We start from the raw sequence: 24968 nt of genomic DNA, 5'->3' as shown, positions 1-24968 counted from the left end.
CTCCGGGTCGCTACCCCCGTTGAGCGCGGGAGGTGCGGGCGATACGCCCCCTCCCCCCTGGCCCCTGCCTGGCCTCCTCTCCCTGGGCAGGGGCCCTGACTTCCCTTCGACGAAGGAGCTGTGTGGACCGGTACACGAAGACCTGGGCCCGGATCTGGGCCGGCTGGCTGCTTGTGGTGGCGCTCTCCTTCGCACTGCTTGAGGGCCTGGCCCTGGCGAAGAAGCGCGAGGGCGACACGCTCTCCGAGAACACCCGGGTCTGGCTGCGGACCGACCGCGGCTGGAAGAGCGCCGGCCCGCTGGCCTTCATCGTGGCCCTGGTCGCGTTCGTCGTCTGGTTCATCCCCCACATCGTGTGGCGGCTGTGGTGAACCTGCAGCTCCGCCTGGTGCTCTGGCGCTGGGTGCTGGAGCTGGCCCTCGGCGAGCAGGAGATCGAGCCGCCGGCGCAAGACATCGACAACAAGGGCACCGGGCTCTACCTGTAAGCGAGGAGGTGATCGGCATGGGCAAGCGAGGCCCGATCCCCAACCGCGAGGATGACCTCGCTCGGCCGCGGGAGCGCAAGGGCGGCGACGTCGAGCCGATCACCCGGGGCGAGCTGCGCAAGGTCACCATCCCCCACGCCGACCCGAACTGGCACCCGATCGCCCGCAAGCTGTGGGACTCGCTGAAGACCAGCGGCCAGGCGGACTTCTACCAGAACAGCGACTGGGCGTTCGCCTACTCGCTGTGCGAGGACCTGTCCTACTACAAGTCCTCCGGCAAGCGCAGCGGCCAGATGCTGCAGTCGATCTACTCCGCGATGGAGCGGCTCCTCGTCACCGAGGGGGATCGCCGCCGGGTGCGGATCGAGCTGCACGAGCCCGAGGAAGAGCAGGTTCCCGCCTCGGTCATCGCCATCGCCGACTACAAGGCGGCCCTGGGGGTCGCGCAGTGAAGTACACCCGGCACTGCAGCAGCCCGCGGTGCGAGATGACCCGCGAGGAGCACCAGCTCGTCGAGTGGGTGGCCGAGCTGAAGGCCACCAAGCCTGACCCTGACCTGTTCCGCCAGCCTCCCCAGGACGGAGGGAAGCCCTCCGAGGGGAGGTGAGCGATGGCCTCGCCGACGCTGACCCCAGAGGAGATCGACCTCCTCCAGCCGATCTACCTCGGGCCCACCTGGAAGACGCAGGAGGGCGGCGGCTGGCTCCTCCCCCGCTGGACCCTCGGCTGGCAGATCGCCGGCTGGTGCGCTGAGTACCTACGCGCCGAGGGTGGCGGCCCCTGGCGGTTCACCAACGAGCAGCTCCGCTTCGTGTTGTGGTGGTACGCGGTCGACGAGAACGGCCGCTTCATCCACCGCAAGGGCGTCCTGCAGCGGCTCAAGGGCTGGGGCAAGGACCCCCTGGTCGCGGTGATGTGCCTGATCGAGCTGGTCGGCCCGTCCCGGTTCTCCCACTGGGACAAGGAGACCGGCGAGCCGGTCGGCATCGCCCATCCGCAGGCGTGGGTCCAGGTCGCCGCGGTCTCCCGCGATCAGACGCGGAACACGATGACGCTGTTCCCGTCGCTGATGAGCGACCACTTCATCACGACCTACAAGATCAAGGCCGGCGCGGAGCTGATCCGCGCAAATGGTGGCCGGCAACGACTTGAGGCCGTCACCAGCTCGTATCGCGCCCTCGAAGGTGGCCGCTCGACATTCGTGGTGCTCAATGAGACGCATCACTGGATCAAGGGCAACAACGGCGACAAGATGTACGAGACGATCGACGGTAACGCCACCAAGAAGGACTCGCGTTACCTGGCGATCACCAACGCTTACCTGCCTGGCGAGGACTCCGTCGCGGAGCGGATGCGCGAGGCGTACAACAAGATCGTCGAGGGCCGGGCGGTCGACGTCGGCTTCCTGTACGACAGCGTCGAGGCGCACCCGAAGACCCCGCTGACCGCGGAGGCGCTTCGGATCGTCCTGCCGAAGATTCGCGGCGACGCGGTCTGGTTGAACGTCGAGACGATCATCCAGTCGGTGCAGGACCTGACGCTTTCGGCGTCGCGGTCGCGCCGTATGTGGCTCAACCAAATTGTGGCCGACGAAGACGCGCTTTACGGCCCCGAGCAGTGGGTGCCTCTCGAGGTCGAGGGCGCGACGCTGCAGCCCGGCGACGAAATTGTGCTTGGATTCGACGGCGGCAAGACGGACGACTCCACCGGCCTCGTCTGCATTCGGGTGTCGGATTCCGTGGCCTTTGTGCTTGGCCTCTGGGAAAAGCCAGACGGCCCTGCCAGCGAGGGCTGGGAGGTCGACCGGGTGGCGGTCGACTCCGCGGTCCACGAGGCGTTCAGGACATTCAAGGTCAAGGGCTTCTACGCCGACGTCGCGCTGTGGGAGTCCTACATCACCGAGTGGTCGGAGACCTACGGCGAGGGCCTGGCGGTCAAGGCCAGCGAGAAGTCAGTCATCGGTTGGGACATGCGGCAGTCGCTGCAGCGCGTGACCCGCGCACACGAGCGGCTGATGCAGACCATCTTCGACGGCAAGCTGCGCCACGACGGCGACCTGTCCCTGCGTAGGCACCTACTCAATGCCAGGCGTCGCACGAACAACTACGGGGTGAGCTTCGGCAAGGAGAGCCGCGAAAGCCCCCGCAAGGTCGACCTGTACGCCGCACTGATGCTCGCCCACGAGGCTCTCCACGACCTGCGTACCCGAGGCAAGAAGGTCAAGCCAAGGAGCGGACGCGGCTACTTCCTGTAGGGGTGTGTAATTGTGATCGAGACGACAACGCCGCTGGGCCTGGCTCGCCAGCTCCTCGGCATCCTGTACCGCGACGAGCAGCGCCTGCGGCGCATCGACGACTACGTGCAGGGCCGTCACGACGACCCCTACATGCCGGCCAACAGCGACGACGAGTACCGGCTGCTGGTCAAGCGGGCGGTGTCCAACTGGATGCCCCTGCTGATCGGCACGCCGGCTCAGGCGCTCTACGTCGACAGCTTCCGTCGCGGCTCCGCCGCGACTTCAACGCCAGAAGGCGGCGAGCTGCCCGAGTGGACCCACTGGCAGCAGTCCCGCCTCGACGCCCGCCAGATCGCGGTCCACCGCGGTGCCCTGACCTACGGCCACTCCTTCACGCTGACCGAGCGGACCAGCAAGGGCGCGCGGACCAAGGGCCTGAGCGCCATGAAGACCGCCGCCCTGTTCGAGGACCCTGCGAACGACATGGTCCCGTTCGCCGCCCTGACGGTCGTGCGGTGGGCGTCCGAGGACAACCCCGGCAAGGCCCGGATGTGGGACGGCAAGAACGAGTACGAGGTCTCCTTCAAGTCGCTCGCCGACGAGAAGAGCGTGAAGGTCCACAACGGCAAGCGGCACGGCGCGTCCGAGTGCCCTGTCACTCGCTTCGCCGCCGCGGTCGACCTGGAGGGCCGGACGGTCGGGGTCGTCGAGCCGATGATCCCGCTGCAGAACCGCATCAACCAGACGGTCTTCGACCTGCTGGTCGCCCAGACCTACGGCTCGTTCAAGGTGCGGACGGTCACCGGCATGGCTCCGCCGGCCCTGATGAAGCCGGTCTACGGCAACCCGGCCGACCCGACCGAGGTCACCGACTACGAGCCGGTGCGCGACGAGCAGGGCCGCCCGGTGCCGGCCCCGATCAACGCCAACGCCAAGCGGTTCCTCTTCGCCGAGGACCCGGACGTGAAGTTCAGCTCGCTCGACGAGACCCCGCTGACCGGCTTCATCGAGTCGATCGACATGAGCATCCGCCACCTCAGTGCGATCTCGCAGACTCCGCCGCATCACTTGTTGGGGCAGATTGCCAACCTCTCCGCCGAGGCTCTGCTCGCCGCGGAGACGGCGCTGTCGCGCAAGATCGAGGAGTTCCGCAAGAGCTTCGGCGAGAGCTGGGAGCGGGTCTTCCGCCTGGCCGCCGAGCTGGAGGGCGTGACCTCGTCCGCCGAGGACTACTCCGGCGAGGTGCTCTGGCGCGACATGGAGATGCGCTCGCTGGCCCAGTCCGCGGACGGGCTCGGCAAGCTGGCCGAGGCGCTGGAGATCCCGAAGCGTGGCCTGTGGTCGCGGGTTCCGTCCGTCACCAAGCAGGAGATGGACGAGTGGGCACGCCTCCGCGAGGAGGAGGACGGCGAGCTGGCGCTCGCGAACGCCCTGTACCGCGCATCCGGCTCCAGCTCCGACATCCCCGCTGACCCGGGGGTGGCCAACGAGTGACGCCACAGCAGAAGGCGGCCGAGGCTGAGAAGGCTTCGGTCGCCTACCACCTTGCGCTGACCCAGATCGGCGTCGCGACCGTCGAGGACGCGATCAAGCTCTGGGCCGGCGTCCCGCCCACGGCGACCGCGCAGCAGAGTGCCGCCTGGATGGCCAAGGCCATTCACCTGGTGATGACCCGACGGGGTCTGTCCCGGGAGCTGGCACTGGCCTACTACCGGCTGGTCCGGGCGCTGCGGACCGGCAGGACCGTTGCCGACCCCCGCAAGCCCGAGCCGGCCTACGTCACGCTCGACATGCTGCGCCGCGAGTTCGAGGAGCTGGCCCAGCCGCAGGCCCGCCAAGCGCCCCAGGAGGGCGCTACGGAGGCGACGCCTACCGAGACCACCCCCGAGCCCGCAGAGACGCCCAGCGAAGAGCAGGAGCCGGCGGCCGACACCGAGAACGAGGAAGCCGAGAACGAGGAAGCCGACGACGACCGCATCGAGGTCGAGACGATCGCCGGCCTGGACCGCGAGCTGGAGCGCCTGGAGCGCGAGGCTGTGGTCGAGGCCAGGGTCGTCCTGCAGGCCCTCGGCCCGGACAACCTGACCAAGAAGCTCCACAAGATCGACACAGATGCGCCGGCCAAGGAGGTCGACGCGCTGCGCGAGGAGGCGCACCGCAAGGCAGGCAGCCGGCAGGCTGCGGCGGCAGAGCGGGTGGCGATGGACGGGGCCAGGGGCTTCGTCTGGAGGGTCGCCCAGCGGGACCGCCGGGTCATCGGCTACGTCCGCCTGTCGCGTACCGGCACCCCGTGTGGCTGGTGCGCCATGTTGATCTCCCGAGGAGCTGTCTACAAGTCCGCCAAGTCGGCGACCTACGCCGATGGCGACCGGTACCACGACAACTGTCACTGCTACGCGGAGCCGATCTACTCCGAGACGCAGTACGACACCTCTGATCTGACAGCCCTGAACCGGAAGTACCAGAAGCTGTGGCCCAAGGTCACCAGCGGTCTGTCCGGCGAGAGGGCTGTTTCTGCGTGGCGGCGCTTCATCCGCCAGGAAGAACGAGACCGCGCCCAGGTGGCGCGGCGTGAATCGAACGTCCAGGAGGCGTGAGAACAGTGCCCGAGACCGACGAGACCAGCACCGAGCAGCAGACCGAGGTCCAGCAGACCGAGGCCCCGCCGGCTGAGACCCCGGAGACCCCGGAGGCCGGCAAGGAGGAGCTGCCCCCGGAGGTGCTGCGCAAGAAGCTCACCGAGGCCAACGCCGAGGCGGCCAACTACCGCACCAAGTTGCGGGAGGCCGAGACGAAGCTGGCCAACGCCAAGACCGTCGAGGAGTTCGAGGCGGCTGTGGCGGAGCTGAGGGCGCAGAACGCGGAGCTGGAGCGGTCGATCGCTCGGGCCAACGTGGCGCGGCGGTTCGAGCTGCCCGACGAGCTGGCCGAGCTGCTCAAGGGCGAGACCGACGAGGAGCTGGAGGCGCACGCCAAGAAGCTCCAGAAGTTCGTGGTCACCACCGCTCCCGAGTCTCTCAGCGGTGGCCTCGACCCCTCGAACGACGAGGAAGCCGAGACCGACCCCCGCAAGCTCGCTCAGCGGTACGGCGGCCGTCGCCGCTGACCGCAACCCCCCATCACCCGTAGCCCCCGAGTCGCAGTGACCGGGGGCTTTTTCACGCCCTGGAGGGCAATCAAGTGGCTACTCAGCAGCACCAGGTGGTCAAGCCGGAGAAGCTGGCTCTGACCGCTGTCGGCATGCTGGAGCAGGAGCTGGTCATCCCGGCCCTGTTCCAGAAGGAGGGCATCGACCAGTTCCGCGGTGCCAAGGACGACACGGTCTCGGTGACCGTCGAGGGCGTCCTGCCGTTCCACGAGTACGGCTGGCGGAACGACCGCACCAACCCGCTCCAGTTCGACACCTACTCGGAGCGGAAGATCGCCGTCACCTTCGGTGGCGACGTCTACAACGCGGTCAAGCTGACCGACGAGCAGGCCGAGATGGACCTCGACGGCTGGGGCAAGCTGCTCCGCCCGCAGGTCAAGGCCATCGCCCGCGGCATGCAGCGCCGGGCCGTCAAGACCCTGACCGACCAGACGTACGCCGTCACCGTCGGCAACGCCGAGCAGAACCTGCGCGGCGCGCTGATCGAGGCCCGCCGGGTCCTCAACAAGTTCAACGTGCCGGACGGCGCTCGCTACCTGCTCGTCGGCTCGGACTTCGAGACCGCCCTGCTCGGCGACGAGAAGCTGAACCTGGCGCAGAACGTCGGCGAGGCCGAGGCCGCCAGCGCCCTGCGGAACGCCACCATCGGCGACCGGTACGGCTTCAAGATCGTGGTCGACCAGACCATCCCGGGCGACGCGGCCTTCGCGTTCGCGTCGAGCGCGTTCATCTTCCTGAACGCCGCGCCGGCCGTTCCGCAGTCCGTGCCGTTCGGCTCGACCACCTCGTTCGAGGGCATCTCCCTGCGGTGGATGCGCGACTACGACTCCATGTACCTGCAGGACCGGAGCATCGTCAACACCTACGTGGGCTTCCGCTCGGTGACCGACGTGCTCGTGGGCTGGGACGCGGTGCAGGAGAAGGAGGTCGTCTCCACGGGTGAGCACTTCGTCCGGGGCATCAAGCTGACCCTCGACGGTGCGTCGAACTACCCGGCCGCCGCCAGCGAGCTGGCCACCATCACCGGCATCTCCGACGCCGCGGTGTGGACCCCGGCTGGCATGAAGCCGGAGACCGACCCGGCCAACGCCTGATCGATGAGCGGGCAGCCAGTGTGAATTTGTGACTGGCTGCCCGCTCTCCCCTTGTGAGGAGGCTGTGTGACGGCGTTCGCAACGCTTGAAGAGCTGAAGAACCGCCTCGACTGGACCCTCGACGCTGACGAGGAGCGGATCGCGGCGAGCGCGCTGGAGGACGCCTCCGACCTGGCGCGTGAGTACGGCAGGGACTGGGCCGCGGACTCCGCTCCCCGGCTGGTCCGCACGCTCGTGCTGCGGGCGGCCAAGCGGTACATGGACCGCCCCGCCGGCAACACCCTGTCCCGGGCCGGCGACGAGACGCTCGGCTGGAGTGACGCGGCCGGCGAGGACGCCGGCACCGTCTACTTCAAGAAGGACGAGATCGACCTGCTGCGCTCCCTGGCGGGCAAGAGCAAGGGCTTCGGCTCTGCGCCGGTCTCCGCGTGGGGCCCGCAGGCCAAGACCGGCATCGGCTACGTCCCGGTGGACTACGGGGGCGACCCGTTCCCCATGTTCGCTGACCCGGTGGAGCCCTGGTGAGCCTTCAGCGCAGGCGCGGGCAGATGGCGCGGGTCTGGAAGACGAAGGTCGTCACCGACAAGCGGGGCCAGACGGTGCGGGTCGCCGACCCGGACAGCCCGTACGAGGTGCGCGCCGCGTTCATCCCTCAGCGTTCGGCCAAGGCGGAGGTCCCCGGTCAGCAGCAGATCAACGTGGTTCGCATGTTGGTCGACGCCGAGCTGGCGGACGTGGACCTGTGGGGCCGCGTCGAGTGGGCCGGCAAGCAGTGGGACGTGGTCACCCCGCCTGCCCTGCACTACGGCACCCGGCGCACCCGGCACTGGTCGATCGACCTGAGAGAGAGGACGTGATGGCAGACGTCTACTGGCCGATGGGCTCGAAGCGGGGCAACAAGATCATCGCGACGAACCCCGGCGTCCAGAACTTCCTGCGCGAGATCACCTTCGAGATGGCCTCGCACGCCTCGGTTCTGTTGGTTCAGCACCGAGCCGAGGGCCACGCCTCGATCGAGACCGACCACGGCGATGTCGACTGGTACGTCGTGCTCACCGACGAGCGCGGCGAGAAGGCGGCCATGAGCATCGAGTTCGGCCGCGAAGAGAGCGAGATCGAGGTCTACGACGCGGTCCTCGGCCGCAAGGTGCCGCGCAAGCTCGGCGCGACCCAGGGTCTGTACATCCTTCACGACGTCACGCAGCTCCCGCGCCGGAGTAAGCGGCGGGTGAAGCTCTGATGGCCGGTCTCCCCCCTGAGGTGCGCGCCCTGGCCGAGCTGAGCCCGGTCGAGGACATCATGCTGGCCGTCCTGCGCGCCGGCCTGCCCGGCGTGCGGGTGCAGAGCCTCGTCGAGGCCAACCAGGACTTCCCCCTGGTCCTCGTTCGCCGGGCACCCCACTTTGGCGCGTGGGGCGGCGACACCCGCTTCACCGACGAGGCCGACGTCGAGATCCACACGTTCTGCCCCGACCCCGACGGCGACGAAGACGCCGCGATTCTGGCCGAGGCGGTGCGTGTGGTCCTGCGCGACGCCTTCCTACAGCAGAAGGCCATCGAGGGCCGAGGGCAGATCAAGCGCGTCGAGATGACGTCCGCCCCTCGTCGAGCGCCCGACTGGGCGACCGCGATGGGACCTGTGCAGTACGCCGACCTTCCCACTGGCGTGTGGCGCTACGAGACCACCTACCGGGTCGAGATCCGCAAGCCACGCAACCGACCCTTCCCCACCTGATGTAAGGAGTAGCCCTCGTGGCTGTCAACGACAATGCAACCCTCGTCATCGGTAGTGGTAACTACCTGACGGCCCCGGTCGGCACTGCAATCCCCGCCGACCTGCTCGCCCCGACGACCCCCTGGGACAACGTCGGCCACACCTCGCTGGAAGAGATCCTCTCGATCAGCTCCGAGGGCGGCGAGGCCACCACCATCGGCACGCTGCAGAACAAGAGCCTGCGGACGAAGTACTCGGCCCGGACCGAGACGATCGCGATCACCCTGCAGCAGTTCGACGAGAAGGGCCTGAAGCTCTACTACGGCTCGAACGCCGAGGTCCTGCCGGACGGCATGGTCGGTGTTCCGTCCGACCCGGAGCCCACCGAGGCCGCGTTCCTCGCGATCTTCGTGGACGGCGAGAACCACTTCGCCATCTACGCGCCGCGGGCGGAGATCTACCGGGCCGACGACCTGTCCCTGGCGGACACCGAGTCCCTCGCTGGCCTGCCGATCGGCGTGAAGCCGCTGGCGCACGGCACCAACAAGTGGACGTACGCCATCACCCCGCTCGGCACCGTGGAGGAGCCGCCGGCCGGCTGACCCGGTGTGAATTTGTGACTTCCCGGCTACGGATGCTTTGCGGACCCGTCCGTAGCCGGGGGCACCAACCGGTGCCCATCCCCTGGTCCGCTCCCTGCTCTCAACAACACTGGAGGTCCGCAACCCCATGTCCGCTTTCAAGCTCGACGACATCCGCGCCGCCGCCGAGGCGAAGTACGGCTCGACCGACATCGAGGTCGGCGACACCGTCGTCCGCCTGCTCAACCCGCTGCGGATGTCGAAGAAGAACCGCGACGCTCTCGTCGCTGTGCAGAAGCAGCTCTCCTCCTCCACCGACGAGGGGGCCGAGGAGGTCGACCAGGACGAGCTGTTCAGCGAGGCGCTGCGCGTAGTAGCCGAGACGCCGGCCCAGGCGAAGGTGCTGCTCACCGCGATCGGTGACGACCTGGCCGTGAAGGCTGAGATCTTCGCCCGCTACAGCGAGGGCACCCAGGTGGGGGAAGCCTCGCCCTCGCGCGACTGATCGACGACTACGGCGACGGGCTGTACCCCGACCTTCTCCGGTACTACCAGGTCGACCTGGTGGCCGTGATCGAGGGTCGGGGGCCAGCCCCCGCCCTGGTCCTCTCGCTCGCGCTGGGGCTCCCTGACACCTCCCTGACCGTCGCTCTCGCGTCCGGCGGCAGGGACCACTACGGCTGGGGCGTCGACCGCCACATGGCCGCAGACACCTTCGACGCGATCAACGCCAACACCCGGGCGACCGGCAACTGGGCCAAAGGCAAGGCCCCGAAGCTCCCGCAGTGGCCACGGCCCAAGAGCAAGCCGAAGGCGAAGACGACGGAGCCCGGCGAGAAGAAGAAGCCCGTCTCCGTCGCGGACATCTACAAGCAGTACCAGCGGAGGTAGGTCATGGCTCAGGCCGGCACGGTGATCGGCCGCGTAGCGGTCAAGGTAATGCCGGACACCCGGCACTTCCGCGAGGACGCGAAGCGGCAGCTCGAACGCATCGAGCGGGGCCTCCAGATCGAGGCCAAGATCGTCGCGAAGGTCGACAAGGCTCAGGTCAAGCAGCAGGTCGAGCAGATGAACCAGGCCGCCAAGGCGGCGGCCAAGGACATCACCATCCACGTCAACATGGACAACCAGGACTCGGTCCTGTCGGGGATCAAGAAGCTCCAGGCGGAGCTGGACAAGCTCGGCAGCAAGACGAAGACCTTCAAGGTTGGGCTGAACGCCGACGAGCTGAACGCCAAGATCGCGGAGCTGAACGACCGCCTCGACGAGATCAGGAAGATCACCCTGTCGGTCGACCTCGCTGACAGGGGGTCGCTGCAGAAGTCCATCGCTCAGATGGAAGCGGAGCTGGCGAAGCTCAAGGAGGTCGAGATCCCGGTCGGCCTCAATGAGGAGGCGCTGACCGCCAAGATCGCGGAGTTCCAGGAGCGGCTCAAGGACATCCCCATCGAGCTGTCGGTTGACCTCGGCGACAAGGGGTCGCTGCAGAGGGCCATCGCCCAGATGGAAGCCGAGCTGTCCAAGATCCGAGAGGTCAAGATCCCGGTCGGCGTCAGCGAGGACGAGCTGGTCGCCAAGATCGCGGAGTTCCAGGACCGGATCAAGAGCATGCCCCTCAAGATGTCGGTCGACCTGACCGACAAGGGGTCGCTGCAGAGGGCCATCGCCCAGATGGAATCCCAGTTGTCCAAGATCCGAGAGATCGAGATCCCGGTCGACCTCGACGAGAAGTCGCTGGTCGCCAAGATCGCGGAGTTTCGGGCCAAGATCAAGCGCGATCCCATCGAGCTGTCGGTCGATCTTGGCAACAGGGGGTCACTGAAGAAGGCCCTCGACCAGATGGAAGCGGAGCTGGCCAAGCTCAAGGAGATCACGGTTCCGGTCGGCCTCGACGAGAGGTCGCTGACCGCCAAGATCGAGGAGTACCGGGCCAAGCTCAAGGGCATGTCCGTCGAGATCGACGTCAAGCCGGGCAGCGACGCTTCCGTCAAGAAGGCCATCGCTCAGATCGAAGAGATGATCGAGGAGCTGCAGCCGACCGCCAAGGTCACTGTGAAGCCGGATCTGAACAGCCTGCTGAAGGCCAAGGCCGAGCTGGAGTCGCAGCTCCAGGCCAAGGCGATCGTCAAGGCCGAGATGGACAAGGCCGCCGCGAAGATCGTGCGCGACCGGATCGAGAAGGCACTCGCCGACATTCCGGTGAGCACCAAGATGGACAAGGCGAAGGTCGCCGCGACCATGCGTGAAATTGAGAGCCTCCTCGACAAGATGGAGGACCTCAAGGCAAAGATCACACCGGAGATCGATGCGCGGGCGAAGGCCCAGGTCGAGCGCGAGATGGCTGACCTCCAGGACAAGATCAACGGCCTCAAGGCGACGATCAAGCCGGAGGTTTTCGGGGCCCCGGCCGCCGCCATGCTGGCGTGGCTGGCCCGGAGCCGGATCGTCAACTTCATCCCGACGGTCGACCCGGCGGCGATGGCCGCCACGATCGCCGGCCTCTCCGGCATCCGCGTGGTGACCGACCTGTTCCAGAAGTTCTTCGACACGATGCTGAACTTCGACAAGCTCGCTCCGAAGATCGGCGCGGTCACTACGGCGGTCCTCGGCCTGGCCGGTGCCGCCCTGGCGTCCATCAGCAACATCACCGCCCTCGGCGTCTCCCTCGCCCAGCTCGCGCCGGCCGCCCTCTTGCTGCCCGGGATCTTCGCCGGCATGGCGATCGGCATCGGTACCGCCTGGGTTGCGCTGAAGGACTTCAACACGGTCCTGCCCGGCGTCAAGCAGCAGCTCTCCGAGCTGGCCGACCGGATGTCGAGCAACTTCTGGGGCGCGGCCAAGAAGCCGATCTCGGAGCTGATCGACACGCTCCTGCCGAAGTTCGGCGCTGGGCTGGAGATGGTCTCCACCACGATGGGCGGCTTCTTCGGCAAGCTCTCCGACTCGCTGAAGGTCGCGCTCGGCGGTGACGTCCTGACGGGGATGTTCGCCAACCTCAACAAGTCGATCGAGATCGCTGGCGGCGCGACCGACGGCCTGGCCAACATCATCAAGATCCTCGGCCAGGTCGGGTCGGAGTACCTGCCCAGGCTGGCTCAGTGGTTCGTCGACATCACGAACAAGTTCTCCAAGTTCCTGACCGACGCCAAGGCGGACGGAAGCCTGAAGGCTTGGATCGACAACGCCATCGCCGGCATCGGTGACCTCTGGACGATCCTGACCAGCGTCTTCAAGATCTTCGGCAGCATCGGCGAGGCGGCTCAGGCTGCTGGCGGCTCCACTCTCGCCTCGATGGCCGACTCGCTGTCGGCGGTCGCCAAGGCGGCTGAGAGTCCGGCCTTCCAGGGTCAGCTCACGGACACCTTCGCGGCGGCTCACGCGATGTTCGACATGATCGCCAACACCTCCGGCCCGGCGGTCGAGAACATGTTCAGCACGCTGGCCGGCACCTTGCAGACGGTGCTGCCGGCGGTCGGCGTGATCATCGGAACGCTGACCAAGTCGCTGGCCAACATGTTCTCGGACCCGGCCCTGCAGACCGGCATCATCACGCTGGTCGAGGGCGTCAAGCAGGGCATCGGCGGGCTCGCTCCCGCGATCGAGTCCCTGGGCCCGGTGTTCGGTGGGCTCGCCACGCTCGCCGGCATCGTCGTGGAGAACCTCGGCCCGCTGATCTCGACGATCCTGCCGCCCCTGGCGGGCCTGTTCACGGCGCTCCTGCCGTCGATCAACGAGCTGGCCCGGGTCCTGGGTGACGTGCTGCTCTCGGCGTTCCAGGACATCATGCCGGCGCTGCAGCCGGTCATGGACGCGGTGAAGGAGTTCGCCCCGGTCCTCGTTGACGGCTTGGCTCCGATCCTGCAACTGGTCGGCGAACTGTTCAGCCGGCTGGTCACGGCAATCGCGCCGCTGGTCACGACGTTCATGGGGATGTACCAGAACATCATCCCGCCGCTCCTGGAGATCTTGAGGAAGATCATCGAGGAGAACATGGACCCGCTGATCGAGGCGGTCCAGAAGCTCGTCGCGGCGCTCCAGCCCGTCATCGCCGCCATCGGCGTGGTGGTCGGCTGGCTGCTGACGTTCCTTGGCCCGGTGATCGTGTGGGTCGCGGGCATCATCATCGACGTCCTGATCATGGCCATCGATGGCATCGCCCGGATCTTCGAGTCCGTCGTCGGCATCGTCATGGGCATCTGGAACACCTTCGCCGGCCTCTTCACCGGCGACTGGGGCCGGATGTGGGACGGCATCAAGCAGATCTTCTCGTCCCTCTGGAATGGCCTCGTCGGCATCCTTGAGGTCTTCATCGCCTGGATCGGTGGCACCGCCATCAAGGGCCTGTTCAAGACCGTGGGCGCGGGCTGGACCGCCGGCTGGAATGCGGTGAAGAAGTTCTTCACCGACTTCGTGGGCTGGATCAAGAGCTTCGCGCAGAAGAGTTTCGACGAATGGGTCGCGCTCATCTCGAATGCGCTGAAGGCGGTCATCAACTTCTTCAGGAACATGGGGAAGGCGATCCGCGAGGCGGTGTCCTCCGCATGGAAGGCGGTCGTCAAGTTCTTCGATGACGGCCTGAAGGGCGCGAAGGACAAGACCATGAATGGCCTGAACAAGGTCAAAGAGTTCTTCGTCGACATGGGCAAGAGCATCGCCAAGACGGTTCGGGAAAAGTTCAACGAAGTCGTCAAGATCATGACCGAGGTGTTCAGGAACCCGGGCGAGATCCTCAAGGAAATCGGCAAGAAGATCATCGACGGCCTGATCGCCGGCCTCAGGGCCGGCTTCGATCTGGTCAAGGGCACCCTCAGCTCCCTGACCGAGTGGATCAAGGACTGGAAGGGCCCCGAGTCCTACGACCGGGTGCTCCTCACCCCCGCCGGCAAGCTGATCATCGACGGCCTCATCAAGGGCATGGAGTCCCGCTACGACTCGGTCCGCCGGTCGCTGCGCGGGCTGACCGGTGACATCGCCGGCACCGAGTTCGGCATCCCGGGGATCTCCTCCGGGGCCCTGTCTGCCGGGATCTCGGCCGCCATCTCCGGCGCTGCCGGCGGCGACGAGGACCGGGTCACGAAGGTACTCAACTACTACGCGGCGGCTGGCAGCTCGCTCGGGTCCGAGGAGGACCTGTTCAAGGCTGCTGGGCGCGCAAGGATGGTGGGCTGGTAAATGCCAAGGCTGCAACTTGAGACCGCCACGGATGTGCTCAACCTCGACGACATCCTGAACAAGGGCGTCGGCGTGCAGGCCCTCCGTGGCACGGTCGGCCTCGGTCTCCCCGAGGTGTCCGTGCAGTGGCTCGAAGGTGCAGGCGACGGCGCGATGTTCCGGGGTCAGCGTGTGCTGCCCCGGGACATCGACCTCCCGCTGCACATCAAGGCCAACAGCCGGGCCGAGATGAAGGCGCTGCTCAACAAGCTGTCCCGCATGCTGGCCGGCGAGTGCACGCTGCGCTTGGTCGAGGACGACGGCTCCGACTGGTCGGTCAGGGTGCGCCGGGTCGGTGGCGGGAACTACTCCTACGGCCTGGACACGATCGGCGAGAAGGACTTCTCCACGGTCATCACCTTCCGGGCCGGCGACCCGTTCTGGATCTACTCGCGCACCTCCTCGACGAAGGTCGAGAACAGCGGCTCGGGTCGGAGCCTGCTCAAGGGCCTGGCCACCATGCAGGTCTCCGCGAGCCAGGCCATCGGCAAGATGCTGCTCGACAACACCGGCTCCGCGCCGGCCTACCCGGTGTGGCTCGTCCACGGTCCCGGCTCCGGCCTGGAGGTCGTCTCCAACACGGGCCAGGGCTTCAAGTGGAACGGCACCCTGGGCGCGAACGACATCCTGACCATCGACACGAAGGCCGGCACGGTCGTCGACCAGGCCGGCGCGAACCGCTACGCCGATCTGGCCGCCGCGCCGCGGTTCTGGCCGATCCCCCCGGGTCGGACCAGTGTGACCGCGTCCCTGCTGAACACCAGCGCGGGCACGATCGTCGCCAAGGGCGGCGTGCTCTGGAAGAACCTGGTCACCAACCCCCGGTTCGAGAGCGCGCCCACCACGACGCCGATCCGCACCAACCTGATGCCCAACCCGGTGCTCGCCAACGACGCCAGCAACTGGGGTGCTGTCGGCGCGTCGTCCGCCGCTCGATCGACCGAGCAGAACCGCTACGGCGGGACGGTGGCCTCCTACAAGACCGTCGCCACGGGCGGCGTGACGTTCGGTGGATACGCCAACTCCCTGGCTGGCTCGGTAGTGGCGGGCGACCCGGTGTACGGGTCGATGTACGTCTACTCGTCGGCCGCGCTGGACTTCAAGATCAACGTCGAGTTCAAGGACAGCGCGAACGTCAAGCTGTCCACCGTCTCTGGCTCGGTCGTCAGCGTGCCAGCGAACACCTGGACCCGGGTGGGCGGCTACGGCGGCCTGGCCCCGGCGAACACGTCGTACGTCACGGTGGCCTGCTACACGACCGGCACGCTCCCGGCGGCTGGCGACGTGGCCTACTTCGACGCCGCCCTAATCGAGAAGTCCACCTCGATGGAGAACTTCTTCGAGGGCTCCTGGTCGGCGAGCGGGATCTACACCCACCGCTGGACCGGCACCGCGCACGCCTCCACCTCGGAGATGCTCGCGCCGCTGGCGACCGGGCAGGAGGGGTCGGCCGGGCTGGACATCACCCCGCTCCTGCGCGACACGTTCACCCGCTCGGTCACGGGCGGCGTCGGCACGTCGGACTCCGGGGCGACGTACACAACGGGGGGCGGCACCACCGCCAACTACTGGGTGGACGGCAGCAGGCTCAACGTCAAGGCCACCACGCCGGGCATCACCTACGAGGTCATCCCGTCCGCGCCCACGGCGCTCGCGGACTTCGACATCACCATGCTGATCCATACTCCCGACCTGGTCGCTGACCCGAGCAACCCTCGCATCAACATCCAGGCGAGGCGGGTCGATGGCAACAACTTCGTGGAGGCCCGCGTCTGGTTCACGGATGCGAACATCACCACCAGCCTGTTGAACCGCTCTGGCGGCGTTGACACGAGCACGACGGCCTACCCCGGCATCGCTGGCTCGACGACCAACAGTCCAGTGCGGGTCAGGTTCCAGGGCACCGGCAACAAGCTGAGGCTGCGGGGCTGGCTCGATGGCACGGCCGAGCCGACGACCTGGGCTCACGAGTGGACCTGCTCCCACACGGCGGCAGGCCCCGCCAGGTTCGCGACTGTCTTCCCTGCCGCCTACGCCAAGGGCGTGCCGGCAACGTGGCAGTTCGACGACCTCACGGTCACCAACCCGACCATCCGAGAAGGGGCCGCGCAGGACTGGTTCCACTGCTGGGCGGATGGGTCGGCCGGTTCCCGGTACGGCCGGTGGCGGGTGTTGCCTGGCACGCCGGCCCCGAAGTGGCGGGTGGCCCGGTCCAAGGCGCTGTCCCGCACGGAGATCGTGGCGGGCCAGAAGTACACCCTGCTGATGCGGATGCGGGTGCAGGGCTGGGGCTCGCCGGGGATCACGGTCGCGCTGGCGAACCCGGGCTACGGCAACCGGGTCATGGACGCGGTGACCGTCTCCTCGGTGGGGTCGGCCTGGAAGGACGTGCGGGTCGTGTTCACCGCGCAGGCCGACGCCTCCGTGGACAGCACCATCGGGCTGTACTGCGGGCTGCCGCTGAACCCCCCGGCAGCGGGGAGCGGGCACGGGACCTTCGACATCGCCTACTGGGCTGTCGTCCCGGGCGACTACACCGGCACCTACTTCGACGGCGACAACAAGGACACCGAGATCGCCGGCTACTACGACTGGACGGGCACGCCCCACGCCTCGGTCTCGACGAACAGTCTCGCCGAGGTTCAGGGCCGGTCGTCCATCACCTGTACCTGGCGACCCCGGAATTGGATGGTGATCTGACGTGCGTCTGCAGGACATCACCGTCGAGGTGCGGGACAGGAGCCTGGTCCGGCTGGGCCTGATCCGGCCGGAAGACCTGGACCTGCAACTGGAGGACCTGCACAACAACGTCGGAAGCTGGACGCTGAAGCTGGCGTCGGAGCACCCCCTCGCGGGGGCTCTGCGCCAGCCCGGCGCGGGCATCGTGGTCACGGGGCCGGACGGCAAGGAGATGTTCTCCGGCCCCACCGTGAAGCCCGAGAACGCAGCGACCGCGGAGGACCCGGGCGGCACGATCACCTTCGAGGGTGTCGACGACACCGTCCTGCTGGCCGACGCCCTGGCCGTCCCAGACCCGTCGGACCCCCACATGATCAAGGAGTGGGGCACCAAGCACGACCAGCGCACCGGCCCCGCCGAGACCCTGATGCACCAGTTCGTCAACGCCAACATCGGACCCGGTGCCCCGGCCGAGCGGCGCAGCGCCGCGCTGGTGAGCAGGCTCCGCATGGGCACCGACCACGGCCGGGGCCCCACGGTCACCAAGAGCGCCCGCTTCAAGGTGCTCGGCAACCTGGTCGGCGAGCTGGCGGTGGCGGCCGACCTCGGCTTCCGCATCATCCAGCGCGGCGACTACCTGCACTTCGAGACCTACTCGGTGGCGGACCGGTCGGACCTGGTCCGGCTGGACATCTACCACAGCACGCTCGCCGGCCACCGGGTCGCCATGAGCCCCCCGGGCACCACCCGGGTCATCGTCGCCGGCAACGTCAAGGGCGGCGCTCGACACTTCGAGCACGTCACCACCAGCTCCTCGACCGCCGCGGAGGCCGACTGGGGCCGGCGCATCGAGAAGTTCCTGGAGAACACCAACGCCCACGAGGGCGAGGAGCTGGAGCAGACCGGCCTGGAGGTGCTCGCCGACGAGGGCTTCACCAGCCTGGCCGTCCAGGTCGTGCCGATGGAAGACAGCGCGATGGACTTCGGCACCCACTGGAACGTGGGCGACCAGGTCGCCGTCGTGGTCGAGGGCCAGGAGGTCAAGGCCACCGTCACCGGCTACGTGATGAAGGTCGACCAGGAAGGCTTCCGCCTCGGCGTGGTGCTGGGCGACCCGACCGGCTTCAACGCCGACGCCGCACTGAGCAAGCGGGTGAAGGGTGCGGAGGCGCGGATCTCCGCGCTGGAGTCCGCGGCCAAGACGACCGGCACGCAGATCCTCAACGTGGCCGACTACCAGGACCAGACCGAACCGGCCAACTACCCACAGGGTGAGTCGCTGGTCTACATCAGCGACGCCTCCATTCAGGGCTGGCCGTTCGGCTTCCAGTCCGGCCCGGTGCGGACGCAGCATCCGGCCGGCGACGGGAAGGTCACCCAGACCTGGCAGAACCACACCGGGGTGTTCCAGACGCCGGAGATGAAGATCCGCTCCGGGGTCGAGGGCTACGGCTTCACCGACTGGCACAAGGTCGCCCTGGTGGAGACCGACATCGCCGGGCTCGACGGCCGGCTCGACACCCTGGAGGGTGCGCGCTACCTGGGGAACAACACCAAGGCCGAGGCCGACGCGGCAGAGACCTACCCCCTTGGCGTGTCGCACCTGAGCCTCGGGGCCGGCAGTGGCTGGAGCGTCAACGGTGGCTACGGCACGGTCGTCACGCACAGCATCAGCAACTACCGCTGCACGCAGATCTGCTACGACAACGACGGCGACGGCATGTGGAAGCGCTTCTACCACACCGACCAGGGCGGCTGGAGTCAGTGGAAGAAGCTCGCCTTCGACAACAGTGAGGTGCTGACCAAGACTGGCGCACTGACCGCCGGCAACTGGTACCGGATCGGCACCATCCCCGGCGTGCAGAACGTAGTCCCGAACAAGGCGGCGGCCGAGTTCACCATCAGCACCACCGGCAGTGGCCAGCACGCCCACATCCGCATCAAGGCGAGCCCGGCCTACTACGACCGCGAGGGCGCGCACCTGCGCCTGGAGGAGTTCGGCGGGTACAACAGCGCAGCCTTCACCGCCCCTCCCTTCACCCAGGCGCGACTCATCCCGATCGGCAGCACGTACGACGGCTTCCACCTGGAGGTCAAGGCTGCCGCGACGCCGTCCGACTTCAAGGCGACCCTCACGGTCAAGCACGACGACTGGACGGACGGCACCAGGTGGGTGCCGGTCAACTTCGCGCAGGTCACCGACGCCTGGTCTGTCGCTCAGCAGGAGTGGCACACGATCGGCATGTACTGGACCGGGCGGTGGACGCTGCTCAGCCTGATCAACGGCTGGGCCAACTACTCGGGCGGCTACCCGTTCGCCGAGTTCAAGATGCACCCCGGCAGCCTGGTCGAGGTGCGCGGACTGGTGAAGAACGGCACCGCCGATGTCGCGATCCTGCCCGAGGGGTGCCGGCCGAGGTACCGCCTGATGTTCCCCTCGGTGGCCGGCGGCAACGGCCTCGGTCGGCTTGACGTCACCAACGTGGGGGCGATCAACAGGCAGGCCGGGCAGCAGGGCAGCTCTGATCCCACGCAGCCGCAGGGCTTCATGTCGCTCGAAGCGATCCGCTTCACTGCCGAATGGTAGGAGTCTCCCTTGGCACTCATCCCCATCACCCCCGTCGCGTGGGTCTACGACAACGCCTACGACGGCCAGCCGAGCGGCGTGATCCATGCCGTCTTCGAGCGAGCCCTGCCAGACGGCGACCCTGACCCCGCGAGCTACGTCGCGCCCGAGCAGTACCGCGTGGTGCTGACGATCCTCAAGCCTCCCGTGAAGATCGCCACCAACCGCGTCCGCGAGTACAGCGAGGGTCTCGACCCGAACACGCCCGCCCAACCCCCCGCCTGACCCTCCCTCCCTGGAGCCCCCTGAGTCCCGCGACTCGGGGGGCTTCCTCATGTCCGCAGGAGCCGCGAGTGACCATCACTTCCTACCCGTTCGACAACATCGACACGACCGAGAGCGACTACTCCCGGCTGTTCCGTGAGCTGCAGGACTCGGGTGTCGCGGACACCCACGGCGGGTCTGGCTTCCAGGTCAGCGGCAACGCCTCGGGCATGCAGGTTTTCGTGCAGCCCGGCTTCGCGCTGGTCCGCGGCCACGCCATCTACTCCACCGCCGTGGAGACGGTGACGCTGAGCCCCGCCTCGGCGGCGACTCGCATCGACCGGATCGTGCTGCGGCTGGACCCCGCCCAGAACGGGATCACCATCGTCCCGGTTGAGGGTGTGCCCGGTGGCTCTGCGCCGGCACTGATTCAGACCGACACCGAGGTCTACGAGCTGCCGCTCGCCCAGATCACCGTCGCCAACGGCGTGGCGAGCATCGCCTCGACGGCTGTGACCGACGACCGGCGCTTCCTGGGCAACCGGGTGCGGGCGTGGTCGACCGACACCCGCCCGTCCAGCCCGCGGAAGGCCCTGCTCGGCCTGAACACCACCACCGGCAAGTGGGAGTACCACACCGGCTCGGGCTGGTCCGACCTGATCCCCAGCGTCGTCGAGACCTCCACCAAGTGGAACGGCTACACGCTGACCGTGTCGAGCACCACGCCGTCCGGCACCCCGACCGCCGACCGCATCTGGATTCAGCCGGTCGGCTGAGGAGGGCTGAATGGCTACCACTTGGGGCTCCGCTGAGGGGCACCTTCGGGTCGGCATCGACTGCTGGACCTCTACGCCGACCGCGAGCAGCACCGCGGTCACGGTCCACCTGCGCGTCTACGTGCAGTGCATGGACAGTTGGCGCTTCGACGACAACCAGAGCTACTCGGTCTCTGGGACCGGCGGCGACTCGGGCACGTTCTACAACGGCCTGAGTGGCAGCGAGACGAAGCTCATCTACTCGCACGACATGAACGCCTCCATCGACTACGACGGAGGCCCCACCTACACCTGGACCGCCTCGATCTCGGGGATGTACAACGGGGGCACTCCCTCGTACACCCGGTCGCTCACCCTGCCCAAGCGACCGCCGAGCGTTCCCGGTGCGCCGGGCACCCCCACCGCCGGCTCCGTCACCTCGACGAGCGTGGCCCTGTCCTGGTCTACCCCGGCGAACAACGGTGCCTCCCTGGACCGCAACGCCGGCCAGGTGTCGCGCAACACCGGGTTCACGGACCTGGCAGCGAGCTGGGACGCATCGGGCTGGGCCACCAGCCGGACCGTCACCGGCCTCCCGAAGGGCACCACGCTCTACGCCCGCGTGCGAACGCACAACTCGGCCGGATACAGCGCCTACTCGGGTACGCGCACCTTCACGACCGGCACCACCGTTCCCAGTGCGCCGCCTGCGCCGAACGTCGACAGCATCACGGCTACCACGGCATCCGTGACCTGGGGAAACCCCGCCGACCTGGGTGGTGCCGCCCTGGACGGCAACGGCGGCCAGGTTGCCCGGGACTCGGCGTTCACGCAAGTGATCCAGAGCTGGGATGAGTCGGGCTGGAGCGGCCAGAACCTCACGGGCCTGCCGAAGGGCACCGTGCTGTTCGTCCGGGTCCGGGCGCGCAACTCCGCCGGCTACAGCGCCTGGTCGAGTGCGCGCAGCTTCACGACCGCCACGACGGTGCCCAGCGCGCCGGCCGCGCCCAGCACCAGCGATATCAAGGCCACCACGGCTTCGGTGTCCTGGCTCGCCCCGTCCGACACGGGCGGTGCGGCCATCACGACCTACGAGGTCCAGCGGTCCACCAGCTCGTCCTTCACGAGCCCGACGACGGTGTCCGACTCGGCCTCGCCTGCCCCCCTGTCCGGCCTACTGCCGGGCACCACCTACTACGTCCGAATCCGTGCGGTCAACTCGGCCGGCGCGGGTGCGTGGTCCCCGACCAGCTCGTTCACGACGCTCTCCGGTGTCCGGGTAGGCGACGGGACGACCTGGCGCGACGCCATCGTGTGGGTCGGCAACGGCTCCCAGTGGGTGCTCGCCCAGGTCAAGACGGGCGACGGATCGAACTGGAGATGAGACACCCTGTGATCACGCTCGCCCTGGAGGCCCCGGTCCAGGCTGCAATGGTGACGGCCGGCGGTGGCGTCACGGTCGCCCTCGTCGGTGTGCTCGTCGAGATACTGCGCCGGCAGCACAAGCGGCTCGGTGAGGTGCGGGAGCACGTCGCCAACTCCCACCAGACCAACCTGCGCGACGACGTCGACCAGGTCCTCGCCGGCCTCGATCGAGTCCTGGAGGGCCAGCTCCGGCACAGCAGGGAGATCGCCGGCCTCCGCGAGGAGCTGCGCCATGAGCGCGTCGAGCGGCTTGAGGTCGAGCGCCGGCTGGACGACCACGTCCGCGGCGGCCGGTGAGCCGCAAGGACTGGGACGAGTACTACCTCGACATCGCCCACGCGGTCGCAGCCCGCGCCGACTGCACCCGACGCCAGGTCGGGGCGGTCATCGTCAACGCAGACCATCGGCAGATCGGGCAGGGGTACAACGGTGCCCCGCCCGGTGAGCCGGGCTGCTTGACGGCTGGCGCGTGCCCGCGTGGGCGCTTCGGCTCGGACGTCGTCCCACCGGGCTCCTCCTACGACACGGGCCCCGGCTCCTGCATCTCTGTGCACGCCGAGGTCAATGCGCTCCTCGACGCGGGCGGCCGAGCCGCCTGCCTCGGGGCAACCCTCTACGTCACCGACGCCCCCTGCGACGGCTGTGCGCGCATCGTCCGCGCCGCCGGGATCGCCCGCGTCGTCACCCCCCAGACCCTGGAGGTCTCCCCCTCGTGACGAACCCCAACCCCGCCCGCATCACGGACTCCATGTGGTGGCTGTGGCTGGAGATCCAGAAGCTCGACGCTGACATCGCCCTCGGCGGGATCTACGCCAACAAGAAGGGCTACCACAACACTCGCGCCGCGAACGACGCGAACTGGCCCGGCAACTACTCCGTCGTCCATGCCGACGACCGGCGCGGCCCGAGCGACAAGGCTGCCGCGATCGACCTGACCTTCCGGTCGGCGCAGCGGGGCGACTACCACAACATCGACAAGTACAGCTCCCGGCTGCTTGACGCCGGCCAGGCCAACGACCCGCGCCTCGCCGGCTGGCGGGAGTTCTTCGGCCAGTGCGACCTGGACCTGGACGTCGAGGGCTACGACTTCCGCAAGGACCAGACCTCCACCTCCGACCCGAGTCACCTGTGGCACATTCACCTGTCCGAGGTGCGGGCCTACGTCGACTCGATGGTCAACAAGGAGGCCCTGCTCTCCGTGCTGCGGGGTGAGTCGCTGGTCGACTACCTGGCCCGCGGCGGCCAGCTCCTCGACGTCGCCCCGCCGCCTCCGGCCCCGACTCCCGCCCCGACTCCCGCCCCGTCGCTGCCGGCCTACAAGCTCGGCTCCCGGGTGCTGAAGAAGGGCATGCGGGGCACGGACGTCAAGGCCATGCAGACCCTGCTGGTGAAGCGTGGCCGCAAGGTCAGCCAGGACGGCATCTTCGGCGACCAGACCGAAGCCGGCGTCAAGGACTTCCAGAAGGCCCGCTGGCTGGACGCGGACGGACTCGTCGGCGAGGACACCCTCAACGCCCTGGTCACCAACTTCGGCGTGCGCCTGCTGAAGGAGGGCCTGACCGGCACCGACGTCAAGGAGGCCCAGCGCCTGCTCAAGGCCAAGGGCTACGGCCTGGTGCTCGACGGGGTCTTCGGCTCCGCCACGAAGAGCGCGGTCAAGTCCTTCCAGCGCAAGAAGCTGATCTGGCCGGACGGCGTGGTCGGCCCGAAGACGGCGGCGAAGCTGCGCGCATGATCCAGCTCCTCTACTTCTCCGCCCAGTGGTGCCGCCCCTGCAAGGCGTTCAGTCCCCGGCTGGTCGACGAGGCTGAGGCCCGGGGGCTGGAGCTGCTGAAGGTCGACATCGACGGACCGAACGGCCACCTCGTCGACGAGTACGGGGTGGCCTCGGTCCCCACCGTCCTGGTCCTGAAGGACGGCAAGGCCGTCGACAAGTTCGGCCCGCTGTCCACCACCTACCTCCGCGCCCGTCTCGACGCGGCCGAAGAAGGGATCGCCCCCAGTGAATGACGCAACCAGGCGTCGCATCCGCACCACCTTCCAGACGGTCGTGGCCGCCGCTCCGGTCATGCTGGTTCTCGTCCCGCTCCTGCTGGAGCACGCCAAGGACGTCGTCCCCGGCGAGACGTACGGCATCCTGGCCACCGCTGGCGCGGCCATCGTCGCCATCGCGAGCTGGATCACCAAGGTCATGAACAACCCCGCGGTCGCCGCGTTCATCGAGCGCCGGCTGCCCTGGCTGGCCGCCACCGACCCGGAGACGGCGGCCGAGGAGCCGACCGTGCTCGACGAGCTGGCCGAGGTCGAGCCCCGCGACGAGCTGACCCCCGTCGAGGAGGTCGGCACGGTCGACCCGGCGGACGCGCAGACCGTCACCTTCCCCGCGGTCCAGTAACGAAGGAGCCCCACCTGCCGGAATGGCGGGTGGGGCTCTCTTGCTGTCTTACTTGCGGGCCTTCTTGAGTGCCTCGATCTCTTCCATCGTGGCGACCCGGGCCATCCCCCGCGTCTTCTGCCCCGGGCTGACCTTCTTGATCTTCTCCATCAGCTCCACGATCGGGGCCGCGTCCTGGTCGCAGAGGTCGGTCGTGACGGTGCGCCCTCCGGTCTGAATCTTGTAGCGATCTGTGGTGCGCGTGGGATCGCGACACACGTCACACACAATGAGCCTGACCTCTGCCATTGTCCCTCCAGGTGGGGCCGCCATGCCTCGATGTCGGCTTTAACCTAGCATGCCGACTTGACAGCGCCTTGCAAGCGAGGCAACATTGCACAAGTCCAATTTGCCACGTCGATCCCCTGGGAGGCG

Annotated in this window: 26 protein-coding genes and 1 pseudogene; 26 read left to right on the top strand and 1 reads right to left on the bottom strand. The window is 68.0% G+C overall.

Translation table 11 applies throughout. The features are described 5' to 3' along the window. Positions 1-122 precede the first annotated feature (122 nt). From M2302_RS11105 to M2302_RS10985, 26 genes and pseudogenes are all read left to right on the top strand, one after another. On the top strand, positions 123-371 hold the full coding sequence (locus M2302_RS11105; RefSeq protein WP_280837833.1) for a hypothetical protein: 249 nt from the start codon (positions 123-125) through the stop codon (positions 369-371). Between the two features lie 133 nt (positions 372-504). After that, positions 505-939, top strand: coding sequence for a hypothetical protein (locus M2302_RS11100; RefSeq protein ID WP_280837832.1), 435 nt, complete (start codon positions 505-507; stop codon positions 937-939). A gap of 158 nt (positions 940-1097) precedes the next feature. Next, complete coding sequence (locus M2302_RS11095; RefSeq protein ID WP_280837831.1) at positions 1098-2741, top strand: terminase; 1644 nt, start codon at positions 1098-1100, stop codon at positions 2739-2741. A gap of 12 nt (positions 2742-2753) precedes the next feature. Then, positions 2754-4217, top strand: a complete 1464-nt coding sequence (locus tag M2302_RS11090) for a phage portal protein (protein ID WP_280837830.1) — start codon at positions 2754-2756, stop codon at positions 4215-4217. Next, positions 4214-5320: a hypothetical protein gene (locus tag M2302_RS11085; protein WP_280837829.1), complete on the top strand. Its 1107-nt coding sequence runs from the start codon at positions 4214-4216 to the stop codon at positions 5318-5320. The genes M2302_RS11090 and M2302_RS11085 overlap by 4 nt, the downstream gene beginning before the upstream one ends. Positions 5321-5325: 5 nt before the next feature. Further along, positions 5326-5829, top strand: a complete 504-nt coding sequence (locus tag M2302_RS11080) for a hypothetical protein (protein ID WP_280837828.1) — start codon at positions 5326-5328, stop codon at positions 5827-5829. A gap of 74 nt (positions 5830-5903) precedes the next feature. Further along, the gene (locus M2302_RS11075) at positions 5904-6965 is read left to right on the top strand and encodes a hypothetical protein (protein ID WP_280837827.1); all 1062 of its coding nucleotides are present in this window, start codon (positions 5904-5906) and stop codon (positions 6963-6965) included. Between the two features lie 66 nt (positions 6966-7031). Next, positions 7032-7490, top strand: coding sequence for a hypothetical protein (locus tag M2302_RS11070; RefSeq protein WP_280837825.1), 459 nt, complete (start codon positions 7032-7034; stop codon positions 7488-7490). Then, entirely contained in the window at positions 7487-7822 is a 336-nt protein-coding gene (locus tag M2302_RS11065) for a phage head-tail adapter protein (RefSeq protein WP_280837824.1), read from the top strand. Before M2302_RS11070 ends, M2302_RS11065 begins: the two co-directional genes overlap by 4 nt. Continuing rightward, complete coding sequence (locus tag M2302_RS11060) at positions 7822-8205, top strand: DUF5403 family protein (protein ID WP_280837823.1); 384 nt, start codon at positions 7822-7824, stop codon at positions 8203-8205. The genes M2302_RS11065 and M2302_RS11060 overlap by 1 nt, the downstream gene beginning before the upstream one ends. Then, the gene (locus M2302_RS11055; protein WP_280837822.1) at positions 8205-8699 is read left to right on the top strand and encodes a hypothetical protein; all 495 of its coding nucleotides are present in this window, start codon (positions 8205-8207) and stop codon (positions 8697-8699) included. Before M2302_RS11060 ends, M2302_RS11055 begins: the two co-directional genes overlap by 1 nt. A gap of 17 nt (positions 8700-8716) precedes the next feature. Beyond that, complete coding sequence (locus M2302_RS11050; protein ID WP_280837821.1) at positions 8717-9280, top strand: hypothetical protein; 564 nt, start codon at positions 8717-8719, stop codon at positions 9278-9280. Positions 9281-9407: 127 nt separating this feature from the next. Next, entirely contained in the window at positions 9408-9764 is a 357-nt protein-coding gene (locus M2302_RS11045; protein ID WP_280837820.1) for a phage tail assembly protein, read from the top strand. 59 nt (positions 9765-9823) lie between these two features. After that, complete coding sequence (locus M2302_RS11040) at positions 9824-10150, top strand: hypothetical protein (RefSeq protein ID WP_280837819.1); 327 nt, start codon at positions 9824-9826, stop codon at positions 10148-10150. A 3-nt stretch (positions 10151-10153) separates the two neighbouring features. After that, positions 10154-14431 carry a hypothetical protein gene (locus M2302_RS11035; protein WP_280837818.1) on the top strand — a complete coding sequence of 1426 codons (4278 nt, stop codon included), beginning with the start codon at positions 10154-10156 and terminating at the stop codon, positions 14429-14431. After that, positions 14432-17170 carry a phage tail domain-containing protein gene (locus M2302_RS11030; protein ID WP_280837817.1) on the top strand — a complete coding sequence of 913 codons (2739 nt, stop codon included), beginning with the start codon at positions 14432-14434 and terminating at the stop codon, positions 17168-17170. Position 17171: 1 nt separating this feature from the next. Beyond that, the gene (locus M2302_RS11025; protein ID WP_280837816.1) at positions 17172-19736 is read left to right on the top strand and encodes a hypothetical protein; all 2565 of its coding nucleotides are present in this window, start codon (positions 17172-17174) and stop codon (positions 19734-19736) included. 9 nt (positions 19737-19745) lie between these two features. After that, positions 19746-20000 carry a hypothetical protein gene (locus M2302_RS11020; protein WP_280837815.1) on the top strand — a complete coding sequence of 85 codons (255 nt, stop codon included), beginning with the start codon at positions 19746-19748 and terminating at the stop codon, positions 19998-20000. 68 nt (positions 20001-20068) lie between these two features. Continuing rightward, positions 20069-20755 carry a hypothetical protein gene (locus M2302_RS11015; protein WP_280837814.1) on the top strand — a complete coding sequence of 229 codons (687 nt, stop codon included), beginning with the start codon at positions 20069-20071 and terminating at the stop codon, positions 20753-20755. A 10-nt stretch (positions 20756-20765) separates the two neighbouring features. Then, positions 20766-22118, top strand: a complete 1353-nt coding sequence (locus M2302_RS11010; RefSeq protein WP_280837813.1) for a fibronectin type III domain-containing protein — start codon at positions 20766-20768, stop codon at positions 22116-22118. Further along, positions 22115-22456 carry a DUF2746 domain-containing protein gene (locus M2302_RS11005; RefSeq protein ID WP_280837812.1) on the top strand — a complete coding sequence of 114 codons (342 nt, stop codon included), beginning with the start codon at positions 22115-22117 and terminating at the stop codon, positions 22454-22456. The genes M2302_RS11010 and M2302_RS11005 overlap by 4 nt, the downstream gene beginning before the upstream one ends. Beyond that, entirely contained in the window at positions 22453-22875 is a 423-nt protein-coding gene (locus M2302_RS11000; RefSeq protein ID WP_280837811.1) for a deaminase, read from the top strand. Before M2302_RS11005 ends, M2302_RS11000 begins: the two co-directional genes overlap by 4 nt. A gap of 2 nt (positions 22876-22877) precedes the next feature. Then, positions 22878-23378, top strand: a pseudogene (locus tag M2302_RS33105) (hypothetical protein); the annotation flags it as partial. Between the two features lie 129 nt (positions 23379-23507). Further along, entirely contained in the window at positions 23508-23894 is a 387-nt protein-coding gene (locus M2302_RS33100) for a peptidoglycan-binding protein (RefSeq protein WP_348529416.1), read from the top strand. Continuing rightward, positions 23891-24169, top strand: a complete 279-nt coding sequence (locus tag M2302_RS10990; protein WP_280837809.1) for a thioredoxin family protein — start codon at positions 23891-23893, stop codon at positions 24167-24169. Before M2302_RS33100 ends, M2302_RS10990 begins: the two co-directional genes overlap by 4 nt. Then, positions 24162-24554, top strand: a complete 393-nt coding sequence (locus tag M2302_RS10985; protein WP_280837808.1) for a hypothetical protein — start codon at positions 24162-24164, stop codon at positions 24552-24554. Before M2302_RS10990 ends, M2302_RS10985 begins: the two co-directional genes overlap by 8 nt. Positions 24555-24602: 48 nt before the next feature. Here the strand turns inward: M2302_RS10985 and M2302_RS10980 are convergent, their stop codons facing one another. After that, the gene (locus M2302_RS10980) at positions 24603-24812 is read right to left on the bottom strand and encodes a hypothetical protein (protein ID WP_280837807.1); all 210 of its coding nucleotides are present in this window, start codon (positions 24810-24812) and stop codon (positions 24603-24605) included. Positions 24813-24968: the final 156 nt, after the last annotated feature.

Origin of the sequence: Micromonospora sp. A200 (genome assembly GCF_029893845.1) — a bacterium.
Lineage (GTDB): Bacteria > Actinomycetota > Actinomycetes > Mycobacteriales > Micromonosporaceae > Micromonospora > Micromonospora purpureochromogenes.
This window is presented reverse-complemented; position numbering and strand designations above follow the sequence as displayed.

Bases quoted from the DNA above. Each gene is read 5' to 3' on its own strand.
- M2302_RS11100 (WP_280837832.1), top strand. From the start codon at position 505: ATGGGCAAGCGAGGCCCGATCCCCAACCGCGAGGATGACCTCGCTCGG.
- M2302_RS11095 (WP_280837831.1), top strand. From the start codon at position 1,098: ATGGCCTCGCCGACGCTGACCCCAGAGGAGATCGACCTCCTCCAGCCG.
- M2302_RS11030 (WP_280837817.1), top strand. From the start codon at position 14,432: ATGCCAAGGCTGCAACTTGAGACCGCCACGGATGTGCTCAACCTCGAC.
- M2302_RS11055 (WP_280837822.1), top strand. From the start codon at position 8,205: ATGGCCGGTCTCCCCCCTGAGGTGCGCGCCCTGGCCGAGCTGAGCCCG.
- M2302_RS11005 (WP_280837812.1), top strand. From the start codon at position 22,115: ATGAGACACCCTGTGATCACGCTCGCCCTGGAGGCCCCGGTCCAGGCT.
- M2302_RS11060 (WP_280837823.1), top strand. From the start codon at position 7,822: ATGGCAGACGTCTACTGGCCGATGGGCTCGAAGCGGGGCAACAAGATC.
- M2302_RS33100 (WP_348529416.1), top strand. From the start codon at position 23,508: ATGCGGGGCACGGACGTCAAGGCCATGCAGACCCTGCTGGTGAAGCGT.
- M2302_RS11045 (WP_280837820.1), top strand. From the start codon at position 9,408: ATGTCCGCTTTCAAGCTCGACGACATCCGCGCCGCCGCCGAGGCGAAG.
- M2302_RS10990 (WP_280837809.1), top strand. From the start codon at position 23,891: ATGATCCAGCTCCTCTACTTCTCCGCCCAGTGGTGCCGCCCCTGCAAG.
- M2302_RS11010 (WP_280837813.1), top strand. From the start codon at position 20,766: ATGGCTACCACTTGGGGCTCCGCTGAGGGGCACCTTCGGGTCGGCATC.
- M2302_RS11035 (WP_280837818.1), top strand. From the start codon at position 10,154: ATGGCTCAGGCCGGCACGGTGATCGGCCGCGTAGCGGTCAAGGTAATG.